Genomic DNA, 19,009 nt, shown 5'->3' with positions numbered 1-19,009 from the left:
TTCCGCTATTTATGATATTGAGAAAAAACCGCACTTTGTGTTATAAAGTGCGGTTTGCGTTTGGCTTATTTTACTTTCACTACGCGGTGGATTTCAACTTCGGTCTTGTTCCAAGATTGGTCAACTTCGCCGAATAATTTCACTTTATCACTCGGGGTCACTTCCTGTCCTGCCCAAGCACGACGCTCGATTTCCACTTCGATGCTGCCGCTGTCATCTTTAAACACATAGTCGTCTTTGCCGACCTGTTGCTCGATGAACCCTTCCAATACCACACGGGCATCATCTTTCAGGTTTTTAACATCGGCCACTTTGGTTACCGCCGCCTGCTCACCGGCGAATCCGCCGCGTTGGTGTTTGTCGCTGCGTTTACCGTCATGTTTTTGCATAACGCGCTCGCCGCCAAAGGTCGGTTGCGTGCCGTCCGCACTTTGTGTAGCGGCTAATGCACCGCCGCTGACGGCTAATAAAAGGGCTGAAGTTAGGGCTAATTTTTTCATAATAGTTACTCTCCGAGTTTAATTTTCATCAAATGTTGACAAGGCGTAAGCACTTCGGTGCTTGTCTGTAACGCTTTGTTGAGTGTATTAAACCAAAGAGTTCTTAAAAAAATCTTAACCGGTAAAAATTTTATAAATATTTTGCCAAAACCTGTTGGATACCGTTTTGATCGTTGTCGGTGGTGATCAATTTCGCCTGTGCTTTCACGTCGGCTTCGGCATTGCCCATTGCCACGCCCAAGCCGACAGCGGTCAGCATACTGATGTCATTATGGTTGTCGCCGAAGGCAATCACCTGCTGCGGATCGACATTCCAGCTTTTTAACAGCTCCAGCAAGCGTCCGCCTTTGCTGTTGCCGTTGTTGGCGACATCGACCCGATCAACCCACGACCATTCGCAGCTGAACTGTTCGCTTGGCAATTGCGCGACCGCACTTTCCATTAACGCACGGTCAGGGTGGCTGATCACAAATTTCCAAATCGCCTGCCGATTAGCCAGCGGCGCGTAAAAGCTGCTGATTTGTTGCAAATTCGGGCGTACATTTTCCGGGCATTGCGCCACCCATTGGGAAAATTTGCGCATATGCGGATTAAATTCGGTGAAGGTCATTTGATCACGGGTGTACATCAGCAGGTGAATGCCTAATTGTTCCGCGGTATCGATCACTTTGCGAGCCTGCTGCCAAGTGAACGGATTTGCCACTGGGGTGCTGTCGCCGGCGACATCGTAAATATAAGTGCCGTTACAGCAGATAATCGGCGTATCCAGTTGCAACTGATGATAATAGGGTTTCACTGCGGTGTGGTGACGACCGGTTACCAGTATGACTTTAGCGCCTTTAGCACGGGCGGCATTAATCGCTTCAATGCTGCTCGGCAGGATTTCGCCTTGGCTGTTGAGTAAGGTTCCGTCTAAATCAAATGCAACGACACGGTATTTCATTGTTTATCCTTTTAAAACAGTAGGTTGAGATACGAAATTTTGATTATTCCTTCGCCCCTTGTGGGAGAAAGACAGATTTTGGCTTCGTTCAGAAGCTAAAATCAGGATGAGGGGTACAAATTTGCTTTATTTCACCCTCATCTGCCCTTCGGACACCTTTTCCCATCAAGGGAGAAGGGAAATACAACAGGGCTTACTTTATCCGCTGGCGCACAATTTCAAATAAGCACACCCCGGTGGCGACGGAAACATTTAACGAAGAAACGCTGCCTGCCATCGGAATGCTGATTAGTTGATCGCAATGTTCGCGTGTGAGGCGGCGCATGCCTTCGCCTTCGGCACCCATCACCAGCACAATCGCACCGTCGAGTTGGGTTTGATATAGCGTTTCCGTGGCTTCGCCTGCCGTGCCGACCACCCAGATATTATGATTTTGTTGCAGATCACGCAAGGTGCGCGCAAGGTTGGTCACCCGAACCAGTGGCATCGTTTCCGCCGCACCGCACGCCACTTTGCGCGCGGTCGAGGTCAGTTGCGCCGATTTGTCTTTCGGCACAATCACCGCGTCCACCCCTGCCGCATCGGCGGTGCGCAAACACGCCCCCAGATTATGCGGATCGGTGACACCGTCCAACACCAGTAAAAACGGTGCGCTTTTGCCGCTTAAAATGGCGTCCAGATCGTTTTCGTTCAACTCTTTCGCCGGTTGTACCCGCGCAATAATGCCTTGGTGTACCTCACCGTCGGCTTTTTTATCCAACGTTTGCCGATTCATCTGCTGCACCGCAATGCCTAAAGCGTGCAGTTGATTTAACAACGGTTGCAAACGTTTATCTTCTCGCCCTTTCAGCACATAGACTTCGATAACCCGCTCTGGCGCAGTGTTTAAAAAAGAGGATACTGCGTGAATCCCGTAAATATTTTCGCTCATAATGTGTTATTAGCCAGAAATGATTTTAGTTAAGATACCATAAAAGCCGCCGGATTATGCGCCGAAATATTTGGCATGAAACGCAAAGTGCGGTTCGATAAAGCTGGCGATAAAATAGTAACTGTGATCATAACCCGAATGCAGATTAAATTCGATCGCAAAACCGTGTTCAACCGCACTTTGTACGAATTTTTGCGGTTGCAGCTGCTCAGGATAAAAATTATCGGCGTCGCCTTGGTCGATTAATATCGGCAGTTTGCGTTTGGCATGAGCCAGTTGTTGCAAGCTGTCATATTGCGCCCATGCCGCCCGATCGTCGCCTAAATAGGCAGAAAAGGCTTTTTGTCCCCATGGCGTTTCGCTTGGATTGACGATGGGCGCAAAGGCGGAAACAGAACTGAAACGTTCGCTGTTTTTCAACGCAATCATCAACGCACCGTGTCCGCCCATCGAATGCCCGAAAATCGCCGCTTGTCCATTCAGGGGAAAGTGCTGTGCCAGTAAGGACGGCAATTCCTCGACGATATAATCGTACATACGGTAATGTTCAGCCCAAGGTTGTTGAGTGGCATTCAGGTAAAATCCGGCGCCTTGCCCCAAATCATAGTGATCGTCATCTGCCACATTGTCGCCGCGCGGGCTGGTGTCCGGCATCACCAGCGCAAAACCGTATTGCGCCGCCAAGCGCTGTGCGCCGGCTTTGGTAGAGAAATTTTCATCATTACAGGTTAAGCCCGACAGCCAATAGAGCAGCGGCACTTTTGCGCCGTTTTGTGCTTGCGGCGGCAGATAGACGGCAAAGGTCATCTCGCATTGGGTACTATTGGCAAAATGGCGGTAGCGTTGATGTAGTCCATCGAACATTTTATTACTGCTGATCAGTGTCAATGTGGTCATAAGTTCCTCACACAGAAAGGAAAAAGTGCGGTCAGACCGCACTTTGTAGCGTTAATAATGAATCACGCTGCGGATAGATTTGCCTTCGTGCATTAAATCAAAGGCGCTGTTGATCTGCTCCAGCGGCATGGTATGGGTGATAAAGTCACTCAAGGCAAATTCGCCGTCCAAATATTGCTGAATAATTTTCGGCAATTGAGTGCGCCCTTTCACGCCGCCAAATGCCGAACCGCGCCACACGCGACCAGTGACCAGTTGGAACGGGCGGGTGCGGATTTCCGCTCCGGCAGGGGCAACGCCGATAATCACCGATTCGCCCCAGCCTTTGTGGCAGCATTCCAACGCGGCACGCATAACATCAACGTTGCCGATACACTCGAACGAATAATCCACACCGCCGTCGGTCATTTCGACAATCATCTCCTGAATCGGTTTGTCGAAATCGTTCGGGTTGATACATTCGGTTGCGCCCAGTTTTTTCGCCATTTCAAATTTTTCCGGATTGACGTCAATGCCGATAATCCGGCTGGCGCCGATCATGCGCGCACCGATAATCGCCGCCAAGCCGATCCCACCCAGTCCGAAAATCGCAATGCTGTCACCGCTCTTCGCTTTAGCGGTGTTGATCACCGCACCCATGCCGGTGGTAACGCCGCAGCCGAGCAGACAGATCTCTTCCAACGGAGCTTCTTTTTGCACTTTTGCCAATGAGACTTCGGCAACCACCGTATATTCGGAAAAGGTCGAACAGCCCATATAGTGATAAATCGGCTGTCCGTCTTTGAAAAAACGCACCGTGCCGTCCGGCATCAAGCCTCTGCCTTGGGTTTCACGCACGGAGGAACATAAGTTGGTTTTACCCGAACGGCAGAATTTACATTCGCCGCACTCGGCGGTGTAAAGCGGAATCACATGATCGCCGACCGCCACGCTGGTCACGCCTTCGCCCACCGCTTCGACAATACCGGCGCCTTCATGTCCCAGCACGCAAGGGAAAATCCCTTCCGAATCCTTGCCGGACAAAGTATAAGCGTCGGTATGACAAACACCGGTGGCGACAATCCGCACCAACACTTCGCCTTTTTGCGGCGGCATCAAATCCAATTCTTCGATTTTTAACGGTTCATTCGGCGCCCAGGCTACGGCGGCTCGTGTTTTGATAAAGTCAGTCATAGGCGTTCTCCTTATATCGGGTTATTTGCGTTTTTTACTTTTGCTGAATGCGCCGCTTTTGCGCGACGGTTTCTTTTTCTCGGCGCGTGCCGGATCGGCTTTGCCGCTTCTGCCGTCGCGCAGGCGTTTTTCCAAACTTTCGGCATAGCGCACATTTTTCTTAAGGCGATCTTTGGCGGTTTTGCCTTCGCGCAGCGGTTTGCGTTCGCTGGATACCATTGCGAAATCGATCTGCTTCTGTTCCAGACTGACGGCGCTGACTTTGATCCGCACTTTGTCGCCGATACGGTAATACATGCCGCTGTTTTCGCCGATTAGGCGTTGTCCGGCGCTGTCGAATTGGTAATAGTCGTTATCGAGGGTAGAGATATGCACCAAGCCGTCGATAAAGAAGTCGTTCAGGCGCACAAACAAGCCGAAGCCGGTGACGCTGGAGATTATGCCGTCGAACTCTTCGCCGACGTGATCCTGCATATATTCGCATTTCAGCCAGTCGGCGACTTCGCGGGTGGCGTCGTCGGCACGGCGTTCGGTGGTGGAGCAGTGATCGCCGAGCAGATCAATTTCGTCCAACAGATAGTGGAAACCGCCGCCGCTGGTGGAACGTTTGTTGCTGCCTTGCTGCTTGGCGATCAGATATTTAATCGCGCGGTGCAGGCTCAAGTCAGGATAGCGGCGGATTGGCGAGGTGAAATGGGCGTAGTTGTCCAATGCCAAGCCGAAATGCCCGATATTGTCGGCGGAATACACCGCTTGACTGAGCGAGCGCAACAACATAGTTTGAATCAGCTCATGATCGGGGCGCTCTTTCACCTGTGTCATCAATTCGGCGTAATCCGCCGGTGTCGGTTTCAAACCGCCGCCGAGGGTTAAACCGCACTCGTTGAGGAAGCTGCGGAAGCCCATCAATTTTTCTTCTCCCGGACCGGCATGAATGCGGAACAGCGCAGGCTCTTGCGCTTTTTCCACAAAAGTTGCCGCCGCAATATTGGCTTGGATCATACACTCTTCGATGATCTTATGCGCATCGTTGCGCACCACAGGTTCGATCCGTTCGATTCGGCCTTGCGGATTAAAAATAAACTGGGTTTCGATGGTTTCAAAATCAATCGCACCGCGTTTTTGGCGCGCGTCGTGCAGCACCTTGAACAAGCTGTACAACTCTTCCAAGTGCGGTACCAGCAGGGCGTAGCGTTGGCGCAATTCTTCGTCGCCCTCTAAAATCCGCCACACTTTGCTGTAGGTCAAACGGGCGTGGGAATTCATCACCGCTTCGTAGAATTTGTAGCCGGTCATTTTGCCTTTTTTGGAAATGTCCATTTCGCAGACCATACACAACCGGTCCACTTGCGGATTTAACGAGCACAGCCCGTTCGACAGCACTTCCGGCAACATCGGCACAACGCGGTTCGGGAAGTAAACCGACGTACCGCGATTGCGTGCTTCGGCATCAAGTGCGGTTTTCAGGCGTACATAATAGCTCACATCGGCAATCGCCACCCATAGCTTCCAGCCGCTGTCGCCGTTTTTGCGTGCATAAACCGCATCGTCAAAATCGCGTGCGTCTTCACCGTCAATGGTGACTAACGGCAGATCGCACAGATTAATCCGTCCTTGTTTGGCTTCTTCGCTGACCTCTTCTTTTAAGCCGTCCACCTGTTTCAACACATTTTCAGGGAAAATATGCGGAATATCGTGGTTGCGCAGTGCGATTTCCACTTCCATGCCCGGTGCCATATTGTCGCCCAGAATCTCGGTGATAATCCCGACCGGATTATGGTTGCGGGTGCGCGGTTGCAGCTCGACCACCACCACCTGCCCCATGCGTGCGCCCATGCGGTGTTCGTTCGGAATCAGAATATCGTGGCTGATCCGGCTGTCGTCCGGCACGACAAAGGCAATGCCGGATTCCATAAAGAAACGCCCGACAATCTGTTTTTTACGGCTTTCCAAGATCCGCACGATCCGCACTTCCTGCCGCCCACGGCGATCAAACCCGTTCGGCTGCGCCAGTACATAATCGCCGTGCATCACGCGCTGCATCTGTCCGTTGGGAATAAACCAATCGTCTTCTTTTTTACCGCCGACCGAGCCTTCCACCTGCAAAAAACCGTAACCGTCGCGATGCCCGATCACCGTGCCTTTCAGCAGCGATAATTTTTCCGGCAGTGCGTAGCATTGGCGTTTGGTAAACACCAACTGCCCGTCGTTTTCCATCGCACGCAAACGGCGGCGCATACCTTCGATTTGTTCTTCGTCAGTGATGTTAAGTGCGGTCAGAATATCCTGCCGCTTCATCGGCGCATTGTGTTGGCGAATGGTCTGTAAAATAAACTCACGGCTTGGAATCGGATTTTCATATTTCTCCGCTTCCGCCTGATAATTGGGATCTTTTGACATAATGTCTCCTTTTTTACGTTGTTTTTATTGTTGTTATGGGGAATGTGCTCAGTTTGACACTCTGCGACTGAGAAAGCAAGAAAAGCAGGGCGGGCGAAGATTTATTCAGCTTAAAAACCAATATCTGAAGGGGTATAATAGAAAGGAAAATTTATTAGGGTGTATGGCGACACCCTAATAAAGTGTGTTGTAATTCTACCCGGCAACCGCCGTGCCGACGGTCATGTGCAAGCCGTAGAATAATATCCGTCCGATCATTTCAGCGGCAATCATCAAGATCGCAGCAAGATAGAGTAACGACGGGGTGGTGCGAAAGAGAAGATAAGCGCCGGCAGCCAGTAAACATAAGCGTATCATGTTTAAGAGCATATAATCAGGTACTAGATCTAGGGCATTTTGTACTGATGAGCGAATTGCCGCCAGCTCAAGGCTTTGATAAACGATCAGTATTGCAATCACAAAGATCCCAATAACAATCACTGTACGTAGCCATGCCGCTTGTCGAAACAGGGCATAGCCTAAACAAAAACCGGCTGTCATAACAGTCAGGTAAAAACTATAACTGGTCAGGCTGCTATTCCAAGTCGGCACCGTGCTGATATGATATACCTGATTCATCATATACATAAACACCAAGCCGAGAAGTGCGGTAACAATCAGCCAAATTTTGTTAAGGTTTGCCGGCATTTTGCCTGATACCGTCAGCAACCAGTATAATCCGAGTGCGGCGAAAAAGACTGAGCCACTGGCAATTTCATTGCTGAGCATCGATTCGCCGATACGGTTCAACGAATTAAAAGCGCGCAGCGGAGAACCTAAATGCATAATTGAGGCAAGAAAACCGGCTGCCATTAAGACTAATAAAATAAATAGTTTTGTATTCTTTTGTTTAATCTCGTTCTGGGACAAACTCAGTACCAACGTTGCACCGACCACAGACTGTGCCAACACGGTGAAAATAATTAAAGGTAGTTCATGCAAGCCGTTCATTTTATACCTCCCGTGGATTGCCTAGGAAACCGGTTTGATCACCACTCGGTTTGCTGTTTTTGTTTGGCGTAATCACCAAATTCGGTTGGGTATAACTCGGATTAGGTAAAGGGGCAATTCCTGCCACATCGCCGTATTTCGCGTGCAATTCCGCAATCGGGGCAAAATCCAAGGCGCGTAATGGACAAGATTCGACGCAGATTGGTTTTTGTCCTGTTTTCACCCGTGAATAACAGCCGTCACATTTGGTCATATGTCCTTTCTGTGCGTCATATTGCGGTGCGTCATACGGACACGCCATATTGCAATAGCGACAGCCGATACAAATACCTTCATCCACTATCACAAAACCATCTTCATTTTTGTGCATGGCACCGGTCGGGCAGACTTTAGTACAAGCCGGCTCATCACAATGATTACAAGAAATTGAGGTGTAATAAGCAAACACATTTTGCTCCCAACAACCGTTCGGCTGTTGTAACCAATCACCACCCACATATTCATAAATACGGCGGAAATTCACATCCGTACCTAAATCTTTGTAATCCTTACATGCCAACGAACAAGTTTTACAGCCGGTGCAACGTTGACTATCAAAGTAAAAACCATATTGTTCCATGCGTTACTCCTTATAATTTTTCAACTTGCACTAAATTAGAATGCTGCGGATTACCTTTCGCCAGTGGCGAAGGGCGTTGGGTGGTGAGGACATTGATCGAACCATTATGATCAATCTTATCTCCCCATACATTTGCAGTATGCCAAGCCCCTTCCCCCATTGCCACAATCCCTGGCATAATGCGCGGTGTGACTTTGGCGGCTAAACGTGTTTCACCGATTTCGTTAAATACTCGTACCATATCACCATTGTTGATGCCCAAACGTTGCGCATCCACGGAATTAATCCACACATCTTGCCTTGTCATCGCTTGCAATACATCAATATTGCCATAGGTTGAGTGAGTTCTCGCTTTATGATGGAAACCAATAAGTTGGAATGGATAAGTGTTGCGTTTCGGATCATCCCAGCCATTGAAACCGCTATGATAAATCGGTAAAGGATGAATGACTGATTGTTCATCGAGCTTCCATGTATTGGCAATTTCCGCTAAACGCTCAGAGTAAATTTCAATTTTGCCTGATGGCGTTTTTAATGGATTATTTTCAGGATCCTCACGGAAATCTTTATATGCCACAAAATGCCCTCTCGGGTCTTGTTGTTTGAAAATCCCCATTTGTTTGAATTCTTCATAAGAAGGTAAATTAGGATCTTTGGCTCGCATATCTGCGTATAAGAATTGTAGCCATTCAGACTGTGTTCGTCCTTCGGTAAAAGCTTGGTAGGTATCCTGTCCTAAGCGTTTAGCCAAATCGGATAACATATCGTAAATTGAACGACGTTCAAATTTTGCCGATGTGGCAGGTTGTCCGAAAATCAAATAACCCATATTGCAAGCATCGTTATTCGGTACTATATCTTCCTGCTCGGTAGTCATTAAATCCGGCAATAAAATATCCGCATATTTTGCCGAGCTGGTCATAAAATTCTCGATCACCACGATCATTTCGCATTTTGATTCATCTTGTAACAGCTCATGGGTACGGTTGATATCGGAATGCTGGTTGATGATGGTGTTACCGGCATAATTCCATAAGAATTTAATCGGTACATCCAACTTTTCTTTGCCTTGTACGCCGTCTTTAAGTGCGGTCATTTCTGCCCCTCTTTCGATGGCATCAGTCCATGTAAAACAAGAAATTTTGGCTTTCACCGGATTTTTTAAGATAGGAAAACGAGTTAGTGTGGGCGTATATGTACTTTCACGTGCACCGGAATTGCCCCCATGAATACCTACATTACCCGTCAAAATCGGCAACATTGCGACTGCTCGGCTAGCTAATTCTCCATTTGACTTGCGCTGTAGTGCCAATCCTTGTGTAATAAAACAGGGTTTAGTTGAGCCAATTTCACGGGCTAATTGAATAATTTTTGCCTCTGGAATTCCGGTAATTTGTTCCGCCCATTTTGGGGTTTTGGCAATGCCGTCATCACCATCACCTAAAATATAGGCTTTATAATGACTGTTTTTTGGTGCGGAAGGCGGTAAGGTTTTTTCATCATAGCCTACGCAATATTTATCTAGGAATGGCTGATCCACCAAATTTTCTGTGATTAGCACATAAGCCAGCGCAGCAATTAAAGCCGCATCCGTGCCCGGACGAATCGGGATCCATTCATCTTCACGCCCACCTGCGGTATCGGTATAACGCGGATCGATCACAATCATTTTCGCTTTAGATTGCTCTCGGGCTTGCGTTAAATGATAGGTAATGCCGCCACCGCTCATTTTGGTTTCTGCCGGATTATTACCAAACTGCACCACCAATTTGGTGTTGGCAATATCCGAAGAGCTATTACCTAAATTTGAACCGTAAGTATATGGCATCGCTCGGGAAATTTGAGCATCACTGTAACTGCCGTAAAAATCTAAATGTCCACCGTAGCTATTCATAAAGCGATTCATAATAGAATAATAAGCTCGGGTAATATTACCACCGACCACACCCGATGCAATATTGATATACACCGCTTCATTGCCATAATCTTTAACGATACGTTTTAGATTATCGGCAATAGTATTTAAGGCTTCATCCCATGAAATTCGTTCAAACTTGCCTTCTCCACGTTTGCCGATCCGTTTCATGGGATAATTTAACCTATCAGGGTGATTCATTCTTCGACGCATGGAACGCCCACGCTGACAGGCTCGGATCTGATGATTGCCGTAAGAGTCATCACCGGTATTATCGGTTTCCACCCAATACACTTCATCATTTTTGACATGTAATCTTAAGGCACAACGGCTACCGCAGTTGACAGAGCACATACTCCAAACGGTTTTGTCCGGCACAATGTCTTGCGCCTGCATCGGCTTTTGTTTGGCTTTGCTAGCAAATGGCAGCGAGATACCGGTTGCAACTGTTGTTAATCCTGCAGTCGAGCCTTTTAAAAAATTTCTGCGGCTGACTTTGGGGAGGTCAGGAGAACGTTTTTCCATATTTACCTCTACTTAAAAATAGTTAATCATCAATCTACAAATGAATTTTAATCACGCATAAAATTATGTATATTGAGTTTTATAATCAAGTTTATTGATGTTTTATATTCTTTATCGAATTCTTGATAAAGATCACAAAATGGAATGAGAGATGGGTATTACTGAATTAGAACAATTACTTATGGATTTTAACGAGGATGAACTGTTTTACCGGCAGTACTATCTTGCTCGTCAAACACCGGCTGAGTTGAAGGCATTTTTAGCTTCGCTCAACCTAAAAGACGCACTTGAGCGGCGTTTGATTATCCCTGATATCAAAGAATGTTCTTATCAGCATATGCATGATGAATGGTTTTTTGATGAAAATAGCAAGAATAATGTCGTATTAACCAAGCATAATCGCTTTACGCCGGAGTTTTGGCATAGTCATATCTTCTTTCAATTTTCTTATGTGCTTTCCGGGCGTTGCCAACAGAAAATAGGGCAGCAGACGCTGGTGATGGAAGCCGGGGATTTTTGTCTGATTGCGCCGAATATTAAGCATGCGATTGCGGTATTTGACGAGAGTATCGTGATTAATATTGTGATTCGCCGTAGCACTTTTAACGATATTTTCTTTAATATGTTATGTGACAATAATATTATTTCGATATTTTTTAATCAGTTTTTATATGCGCAAAAATATAGCCCGTTTTTAGTGATTGCCACTGCACAAGATCAAAAAATCAAAAAAATGGTGTTGGAAATGTTGTCAGAATTTCAGCAGAAAAATAATTATTATGAATTGATATTAACTAACCAATTAATGATTCTATTTGCTAAGTTATTACAGAAGTATGAAGATCGTATTATACTGCCTCGTTACCAATCGAAAAATAGTGATGAAATAAGCAAAATATTAAATTTCATTATGGACAATTACCAATCGGTTTCGTTATCGATTGTAGCAAAACAATTTTATTATTCTATGCCATATTGTTCAAAGTTGATTAAAGATTACACTGGGAAATCCTTTACTGAGATTGTACAAGATATAAAGTTTAATAAGGCTGAGATCTTACTAAAAGAAACTAATATAACAGTGTCAGAGATTAGTCAATTTATTGGGTTTAATAATATTGAAAATTTTAATAGGTTATTTAAGAAAAGATATGCAATGACGCCAACTGAATTTAGACGATGTATGGTATAGATTTTATTTGATTAATTTTTGATAAAAACTAGTCAAATCACCTATTCTAAAATAGAAATATAATTTTTATCTAAATTTATTTTTTTAGTAGTTTCTGTAGCAGTTAAAAGCACGGTTATATTAATTTATTATTCGTAAATTTTTATGGTTTTGGGATATTTCGCAATGGCTTTCACTAGTTTTAACCGGCTGATTTTTGTAGTTTTGACGGGTGCGGGGTGTTTTTGAGCAAACCGTTGCGTTTCAGCTCTTTGCTGATTCGGATTGCGGTTTCGGTTTCGCAGCCGGCGTATTCGGCGATTTCACGATAAGTCCAAGGATAATCGGGGTAGTTTTCGGTGAGAAAATAAATGCTGTCGATCACGCGATCCAAGCTTTTGTTATAGGCGGCTTTGGCGAGGCGGTGTTCGGCGTCTTGCAGTTCGTTAGCCAATTTTTTGAGTAGAAAATGGCTGACTTCGGGGTTGTGCAAAATAAAATTTGGGATGTTATCCGGTTGAATATGTAGCACTTCGGCATTGGCCAGTACTTTTGCGCTGCAATGATAGCAATTTTCACCGAACAGGGTGCGGAAGCCGAAATAATCATTGTGGCGGTAGATGCGCAGCAGGCTCTCTTTGCCGCTCTCCAGCAGATGATACAGTCCGATCAAGCCTTGCTGCACAAAATAGAACTCTTTTGCGCTTTCTCCCTGCGAGTAGATAACCGTGCCCTTTTCCAGCGTGTGTAGTAAGGTCACTTGGCAATGTTGCAATTGGTGGGGCGAAAAAGTGTGAGTGGTCGGCATAGCGTTCCTCTGTTGGCATCGAGCAGTGCAGTGCGGTCGGTTCAGACCGCACTTTGTTTGCTCAAGTCTTAGGGTGTCCCGTAAATCGAATTGTCAGGAAGCCCTAGGGTTGATAGTTAGGGTTCGGCTGTGGAATTCTGGCGCCGACCTGCTGTTTCCATTGATCCAGTTTGGCTTTGAGGCGGGCGGTAATGTCCGGATGTTGGCGGCTGACATCGTTGGTTTCGGCAATGTCGTGATAAACATTATACAATTCCAGTTTATTGTCCTCGAAAAACTCCAGTAATTTCCATTCGCCCTCCCGCACCGAGCAACCGGGCGTGCAGCCTTGGTTACTGTAGTGCGGATAGTGCCAGTACAGCGCACGATCGCTTTGTTGGCTTTCGCCGGTCAGGGTCGGCAAAATGCTGATTCCGTCGCAATGTTGCTGTGGCAAGAGCGGTAAACCGGCGCACTCCAACAACGTCGGGTAGAAATCGGTGGAGGTGATCGGGGTTTCGATAATCGAGTTGGCGGCGATATAGCTCGGCCAGCGCACGATCAACGGCTCTCTGGTACCGCCCTCATACATCCAGCCTTTGCCTTCGCACAGCGGTTTGTTGGTGGTCGGCGAGCCTTCGGCGGTCGCCAAGCCGCCGTTATCACTATAAAAAATTACGATGGTGTCTTGTTCCAAGCCGTTTTCTTTTAAGCAATCCAAGACGCGTCCGATATTCCAATCCATATTTTCTACCATTGCGGCATAAACCGGATCGCTTTGAATGGTACGGCGGATAACGTGGTCGTCTTTTTTATGTTCGCAAGGGAAATTTTCGCCGACCACAAACGGATTGATTTTATCAATTCCTAACATACGCGCTTTTTTACGGTATTTTTCCACTAAGTGTTCGTGACATTCAATCGGCGTATGCACGGCGTAGTGGGACAGATACATAAACCAAGGCCGATCATCGTCTTGTCGGTTGATTAAGTTGATCGCTTCGTCGGTGAGGCGGTCAGTCAGGTATTCGCCCTCCGGACCGTCTTCCAGCGTTTCGATGCCGTAAGGCGAAAAATAGCCGTTAAACGGATGTCCCCAGTCGCAACCGCCGATATTGATATCAAAGCCGTGTTTATCCGGATAGGTCTCGAAACGCTGCTCGTTGTGTTGGCTTAAGTGCCACTTGCCGACATGCCAAGTGCGGTAACCGCCTTGTTTTAACGCTTTGGCTAACGAGAATTCGTCGGTGCTGAGATGATCGATATAAGGCACATCGGCTAATTTCCCTTCGGAGCGTCCGCCGAGCCATTGGGTCATGCCTAAACGGGCAGGATATTTACCGGTTAAAATACTGGCTCGGGTCGGCGAACAGACCGGACAAGAGGCGTAAGCGTCGGTAAAGCGCGCGCCCTCTTGTGCCAGTTGATCCAAACGCGGTGTTTCATAAAAGCTGCTACCGTAACAACCGGTGTCACTCCAACCGTAATCGTCGAGCAGGATAAATAAAATATTCGGTTTTTTGCTGGCAGACATTGCTATTTTCCTCCGTTTGCTGAAGTTTGTTGATAACGGCTGTTGATATAACGTTCGTAAATCGGTTGAATTTTAATATGCAGCCACGCACAGAACAGCGCGCAAATCAGTGCGGCCAAGCCGAAATAGAAACCGAAATCCGGTGAAACCACGGCTTCGGCATAAGCCAGCCCGACTTTAGAGAAGGTGACGTAAATTAACGTGGCGCATGACAGCAAGATACCGCTGGTGAGCAGGGAATAGCGCCACGCCTGCATATTGATTTTGGCTTTACGCACGGCTTTAACTTCTTTTTCCGCCGCAGGTTTGGCTTTTGCCCAGATGATCAACATCGCCATTTCAAGGATAAAGAGCAAGCCGTAAACGTGCATCCAGTGAATATGAATGTACTCTTTTAACGCAAACACCAGCAGATAATAGGTGATTAAGTGGAAAATGATGATGAACTTAGCCGCCGCTTCGGACACTCTCAAGCGTTTGCCGAACAGTCCGATGAGTACCAGACTGACAATCGGAATGGCGATAAAGCCGGAGAATTGCTGCAGGAAAATAAACAACCCTTGCGGCGCATAGACCAAATTCGGAGCAATGATGATGGTTAACACCGAGCAGAAGATACCGAACTTTTTCGATACCTTGATCACTTTAGCATCATCGGCTTGTTGGTTAATCAACGGTTTATAAATATCTACGGCAAACAGGGTGGAGGCCGAATTGATTAACGAGTTATAGGTGGAGAATACCGCCCCCAACAAGACCGCCACAAACAGCCCCAACAGCGGCGCAGGCAAAATTTTGGCGACCAATGTCGGATAAGCCAAATCACGCGGTTCCAGTCCGGCACCGTATAGATGATATGCCAGCAAGCCCGGAAACATTGCGATAAACGGTACTAGCATTTTAAAGAAACCGGCCATTAACAGCCCTTTTTGACCGGCTTTCAGGCTTTCTGCGCCTAAGGCTCTTTGGATAACGAATTGGTTAGTTCCCCAATAGAAGGTTGCCGTCACCATCAAACCGGTGAACACCGCCGCAATCGGGATAGCGTCCAGTTTGCTGCCGACCCCGATCGCGTCCAGTTTTTCCGGATTGGTGACGGTAATATAATGCAGCGCATCAAGCATATTGCCTTGAATTTTATCGCCCAACGCCATTAAGCCCAAGATCGGAATCAGACAACCGATAACCAATAAGCCGACACCGTTCAGAGTATCCGATACCGCAACCGCTTTTAAGCCGCCGGTAATCGCATAAATCGCGCCGATCACCCCGACCACAATAGTGGTCAGCCATAACGCCTGCATTTTGCTGAGTCCGAGCCACGCCTCCAGATCCAGTATTTTCATCAAGGCTAACGCACCGCCATATAATACTGTCGGTGACCAAACGAAAATATAACCGAACATAAACAGATAGACGATTAATTTGCGCGTGCCTTCACCGTAGTGCGAGCTGAGAAATTCGGGCATAGTTGAAAATGCACCGCCCAAATACATCGGCAGAAATAAAATTGCCAATAAAATAATGCCGCGGATTGCCCAAATTTCCCAAGCCAGCGGCGTCATATTACCAAAATAAGTTAAACCGCTTTGCCCGACCAATTGCTCGGTGGATATATTCGTCAATAATAACGAGCCGGCAATAAATAATGCACCGAGTTTATTTCCTGCTAAAAAATAACCGTCGGAAGTTGAAACGGTTCCTTTGGTTTTATGCCAAGAGTACCAAGCAACAAAGAGCATAAATGCCAAACATGTGAATAATGCAAACATAACGATCTCCTATTCCATTTATGAGTGTTGCTTCAGTCTAAATAAATTTATCAATTCAGTATTATGATTATGATCATTACCGGCATGTGAGAGCTGTCACAAATTTAAAATTTTAAACATCGGGTTATGCGTTATTTTTGATTTGATTGGCTAAACGGCTTAAGTGCGGTGCCATATGTTTCAGTGCCATATAATAAGCCTCGCATAGCTGATTATGCGGATAATCCATTTCCTGTGGCAAAGTGCGGTGTTTCGGGCAACCGCCGTGACAGGCAAACTGGAATTCACATTGCCGGCATTTTGTCGATAGCTGCTGTTTTGCCAAGCCGAATTGTTGCTGTTTTATGCAAGATGTTATCTGGCGCAGCGGCGTTTCAATAATATTACCGAGGTTGTATTGCGGATAAACATAGTGATCGCAGCTGTAAATATCGCCGTTTTGTTCAATAATCATCTGGTCGCCGCAGGTTGGGCGAAAAATACATAACGAGGGTTGGTAGCCTAAAAAAGCCATTAAGCACTGCTCGATAAACTGCACGGCGATAACACCGATATCCTGCCGCCGCCAAGTGTCGAACACATCGATCAGCAGCTGCCCGTAATCTTGCGCCGCAGCTTGCTGTTCCGGTGCGTCCATTAAAGGAATAAACTGCATATAATCAACGCCGAGCGATTTTAAAAACTGGTAGAGCGCTTGACCGCACTTTGCGTTTTGACGGTGGATTACGGTGAGCGTATTAAAAACAACCTCATGTTTTTGCAGTAAATCAACCGCATTCATCACCTGTCGCCAAGTGCCTTTTCCGCTTTTGTTTTTACGATAACCGTCATGCATAGACTCTGTACCGTCGAGAGAAATACCGATTAAAAAATTGTACTGTTTAAAAAAACGGCACCAATTGTCATTTAATAAAATGCCGTTGGTCTGCAAACTGTTATGAATCGTTTTATTGCCGGCATAGCGCTGTTGTAATGTGACCGCACGCTGGAAAAAATCCAATCCGGATAGGGTCGGCTCGCCACCCTGCCAAATAAAGGTGATCTGTTGCTGCGGCGCTTGTTGAATATAATTTTTGATATAGTTCGTCAATATTTCATCATTCATTTTCATTGCGCGATGATGCGGTTTGTCTAAATAAAAACAGTAATCGCACTGAATATTACACAGTGAGGAGGCGGATTTTGCCATCAGATGAAAAGGGCGGGTCAGCATATTAAATCCTTTTATCGGCAATAAGAAATGAATGCTAGGATTATAGTTATAACAATTACCGTGCAGATATGACAGCGATCATAATTAAATTTGTGAAGTTGGGCAAAAATAGCCTCAATATTTTATCAGGAGGCGATATGACAAGCCTGAGCCTAATTATTTTGATTATTTGCGGTATGAGTGCGAATTTGGTTTCCGCGCTATTCGGTATCGGCGGCGGTGTATTGATGGTGCCGGTGTTGCGCACATTATTTCCGCAACTCCCGATTCAAATGGTGTCGGCAACCACACTAACTATTGTGATGTGCAGCTCGATTATCAATTTAATTTATTTCCGCCGCCAACGAATTGCAATTAATATTAGAAATGTTATTTATTGGTCAATAGCCATGATTATCGGAGTACAGTTGGGGTTTGAAATCAGTTTTTATCTTTCGGCTTTTAGCATGACCATGATTTTTATTTTAACCCTGACGGTGCTGGCGTTAAAAACTTGGTTTACTCCATTTAACCCCGCACTTGATATTTCGAATCCCGCTACTCGGCATTATTTTTTAGGCGCGATGGTTTGCAGTTTCGGTGGATTAATTGCGGGCTTAACCGGGATTGGCGGCGGCTCGATTATGGCGCCGTTAATCGGGCAATTAAAAGGCGTGCAGGCAAGACAAATTGCGGTTTACAGCAACTGGCTGATGGTTTTCGGCGGTTTGGGGAGTTTGTACGGTTATTTGTCGAAACCGCTGGCACAGCAGATGGCACATACTTGGCAAGTCGGTTATATCAATGTGACCTTGGTCTTGGTCGCTGTGTCGAGTGCATTGTGCATGAGCTTTTTCTCGATGAAATTACGCGGTTTGTTAAAGCCGGTTTGGGCAAATAAACTGTTGGCCGGATTGTTGCTCGCCATTGCATTGTATATGTTTGGGTTGCAGTATATGTTGCAAGCGTGATTTTGACGGCAGATAAACGAGCAACCGCCCGACCGCGAGTCTATTTTTCTGCCCCCGCCGCTTGCAGGCGATAGATATGCACGCCGAGCGGTTGTTTTTCTGCTGCGGCAATGATGGCTGCGGCGATTTCCGCGCCGCTCATCGGTTGGTATGCTTTAAACCAGTTTTTCGGCAGATATTTAAAGAGTGCCGCCATGGTTTTTTCTGCCGGCCGCTTGTCGCGGCGTTCGCCGATAATCAACGGCGGGTGAAAAATCGCCAGTTTGGGGTAGTCCAAGGCTCGAATTTGCTGTTCCGCTTGTCCTTTGGCACGCAGGTAGAAAATGCGCGAGTCGGGATTGGCGTGGGGAGCGGAAACAAGGAAAAGTGCGGTTGCGCCGGCGTGTTTAGCCCAAGCCGCCACCGCTGTCGGGTATTCAACATCGACTTTCAAGAACTGTGCCCGATTGCCTGCCTGTTTAATGGTGGTACCGAGCGCGCAGAAAACCTCATCAACGGCAATGTGTGGTTGTTCGGCGATATGCTCAAAATCAATAATTTGCTGCTGCAATTTTGGGTGTTCAAACGCCAAAGGACGGCGTAACCAGATAATGACCTTGGCGTAATCAGGGTGAGCGCAAAGCCCTTTGACCAACTCTCTGCCGACAACGCCGCTGGCGCCGACCACTAATGCGGTTTTCTGCTGCATA

The 19,009-nt window shown here is 46.8% G+C and carries 16 protein-coding genes; 2 read left to right on the top strand and 14 right to left on the bottom strand.

Translation table 11 applies throughout. The features are described 5' to 3' along the window. Positions 1-65: 65 nt before the first annotated feature. The 9 genes from B8880_RS06955 to B8880_RS06915 form a co-directional block, all read right to left on the bottom strand. Positions 66-500 carry a YgiW/YdeI family stress tolerance OB fold protein gene (locus B8880_RS06955; protein ID WP_084256893.1) on the bottom strand — a complete coding sequence of 145 codons (435 nt, stop codon included), beginning with the start codon at positions 498-500 and terminating at the stop codon, positions 66-68. A 130-nt stretch (positions 501-630) separates the two neighbouring features. Continuing rightward, complete coding sequence (locus B8880_RS06950) at positions 631-1,443, bottom strand: pyridoxal phosphatase (RefSeq protein WP_084256892.1); 813 nt, start codon at positions 1,441-1,443, stop codon at positions 631-633. 193 nt (positions 1,444-1,636) lie between these two features. Next, positions 1,637-2,374 (bottom strand): 23S rRNA (guanosine(2251)-2'-O)-methyltransferase RlmB, encoded by a 738-nt coding sequence (gene rlmB / locus B8880_RS06945; protein ID WP_084256891.1) that lies wholly within the window; start codon positions 2,372-2,374, stop codon positions 1,637-1,639. A 54-nt stretch (positions 2,375-2,428) separates the two neighbouring features. Continuing rightward, on the bottom strand, positions 2,429-3,271 hold the full coding sequence (gene fghA, locus B8880_RS06940; protein WP_084256890.1) for an S-formylglutathione hydrolase: 843 nt from the start codon (positions 3,269-3,271) through the stop codon (positions 2,429-2,431). A 51-nt stretch (positions 3,272-3,322) separates the two neighbouring features. Further along, a complete protein-coding gene (locus B8880_RS06935) occupies positions 3,323-4,444 on the bottom strand; it encodes an S-(hydroxymethyl)glutathione dehydrogenase/class III alcohol dehydrogenase (protein WP_084256889.1) in 1,122 nt (373 codons plus the stop codon). 21 nt (positions 4,445-4,465) lie between these two features. Next, positions 4,466-6,844 carry a ribonuclease R gene (gene rnr, locus B8880_RS06930; RefSeq protein WP_084256888.1) on the bottom strand — a complete coding sequence of 793 codons (2,379 nt, stop codon included), beginning with the start codon at positions 6,842-6,844 and terminating at the stop codon, positions 4,466-4,468. A gap of 195 nt (positions 6,845-7,039) precedes the next feature. Next, on the bottom strand, positions 7,040-7,834 hold the full coding sequence (locus B8880_RS06925; protein WP_084256887.1) for a DmsC/YnfH family molybdoenzyme membrane anchor subunit: 795 nt from the start codon (positions 7,832-7,834) through the stop codon (positions 7,040-7,042). A 1-nt stretch (position 7,835) separates the two neighbouring features. Then, positions 7,836-8,453, bottom strand: a complete 618-nt coding sequence (locus B8880_RS06920; RefSeq protein ID WP_084256886.1) for a DMSO/selenate family reductase complex B subunit — start codon at positions 8,451-8,453, stop codon at positions 7,836-7,838. Between the two features lie 10 nt (positions 8,454-8,463). Continuing rightward, a complete protein-coding gene (locus B8880_RS06915; protein ID WP_084256885.1) occupies positions 8,464-10,893 on the bottom strand; it encodes a DmsA/YnfE/YnfF family dimethyl sulfoxide reductase in 2,430 nt (809 codons plus the stop codon). Positions 10,894-11,044: 151 nt separating this feature from the next. On the opposite strand from B8880_RS06915, the gene B8880_RS06910 reads away from it, so the two are divergent. Continuing rightward, positions 11,045-12,085 carry an AraC family transcriptional regulator gene (locus tag B8880_RS06910; RefSeq protein WP_084256884.1) on the top strand — a complete coding sequence of 347 codons (1,041 nt, stop codon included), beginning with the start codon at positions 11,045-11,047 and terminating at the stop codon, positions 12,083-12,085. Positions 12,086-12,266: 181 nt separating this feature from the next. On the opposite strand, the gene B8880_RS06905 is transcribed toward B8880_RS06910, so the two are convergent. The 4 genes from B8880_RS06905 to B8880_RS06890 all read right to left on the bottom strand — a co-directional run bounded on the left by B8880_RS06905 (position 12,267) and on the right by B8880_RS06890 (position 17,370). After that, positions 12,267-12,872: a Crp/Fnr family transcriptional regulator gene (locus tag B8880_RS06905; protein ID WP_084256883.1), complete on the bottom strand. Its 606-nt coding sequence runs from the start codon at positions 12,870-12,872 to the stop codon at positions 12,267-12,269. Between the two features lie 103 nt (positions 12,873-12,975). After that, complete coding sequence (locus tag B8880_RS06900; RefSeq protein ID WP_084256882.1) at positions 12,976-14,385, bottom strand: sulfatase; 1,410 nt, start codon at positions 14,383-14,385, stop codon at positions 12,976-12,978. A gap of 2 nt (positions 14,386-14,387) precedes the next feature. Then, positions 14,388-16,157: a solute:sodium symporter family transporter gene (locus B8880_RS06895; RefSeq protein WP_084256881.1), complete on the bottom strand. Its 1,770-nt coding sequence runs from the start codon at positions 16,155-16,157 to the stop codon at positions 14,388-14,390. Between the two features lie 124 nt (positions 16,158-16,281). Then, positions 16,282-17,370 (bottom strand): anaerobic sulfatase maturase, encoded by a 1,089-nt coding sequence (locus B8880_RS06890; protein WP_084256880.1) that lies wholly within the window; start codon positions 17,368-17,370, stop codon positions 16,282-16,284. Positions 17,371-17,507: 137 nt separating this feature from the next. Between B8880_RS06890 and B8880_RS06885 the strand changes: the two genes are divergently transcribed. After that, a complete protein-coding gene (locus tag B8880_RS06885; protein WP_084256879.1) occupies positions 17,508-18,320 on the top strand; it encodes a sulfite exporter TauE/SafE family protein in 813 nt (270 codons plus the stop codon). 40 nt (positions 18,321-18,360) lie between these two features. Here B8880_RS06885 and B8880_RS06880 read toward each other — a convergent pair whose 3' ends face one another. Next, positions 18,361-19,008 (bottom strand): NAD-dependent epimerase/dehydratase family protein, encoded by a 648-nt coding sequence (locus tag B8880_RS06880; protein WP_084256878.1) that lies wholly within the window; start codon positions 19,006-19,008, stop codon positions 18,361-18,363. Position 19,009 lies beyond the last annotated feature (1 nt).

Source organism: Pasteurella testudinis DSM 23072 (genome assembly GCF_900176075.1).
Classification (GTDB): domain Bacteria; phylum Pseudomonadota; class Gammaproteobacteria; order Enterobacterales; family Pasteurellaceae; genus Chelonobacter; species Chelonobacter testudinis.
The sequence above is the reverse complement of the archived record's forward strand: the minus strand, read 5'-3'. Positions and strand labels throughout refer to the sequence as shown.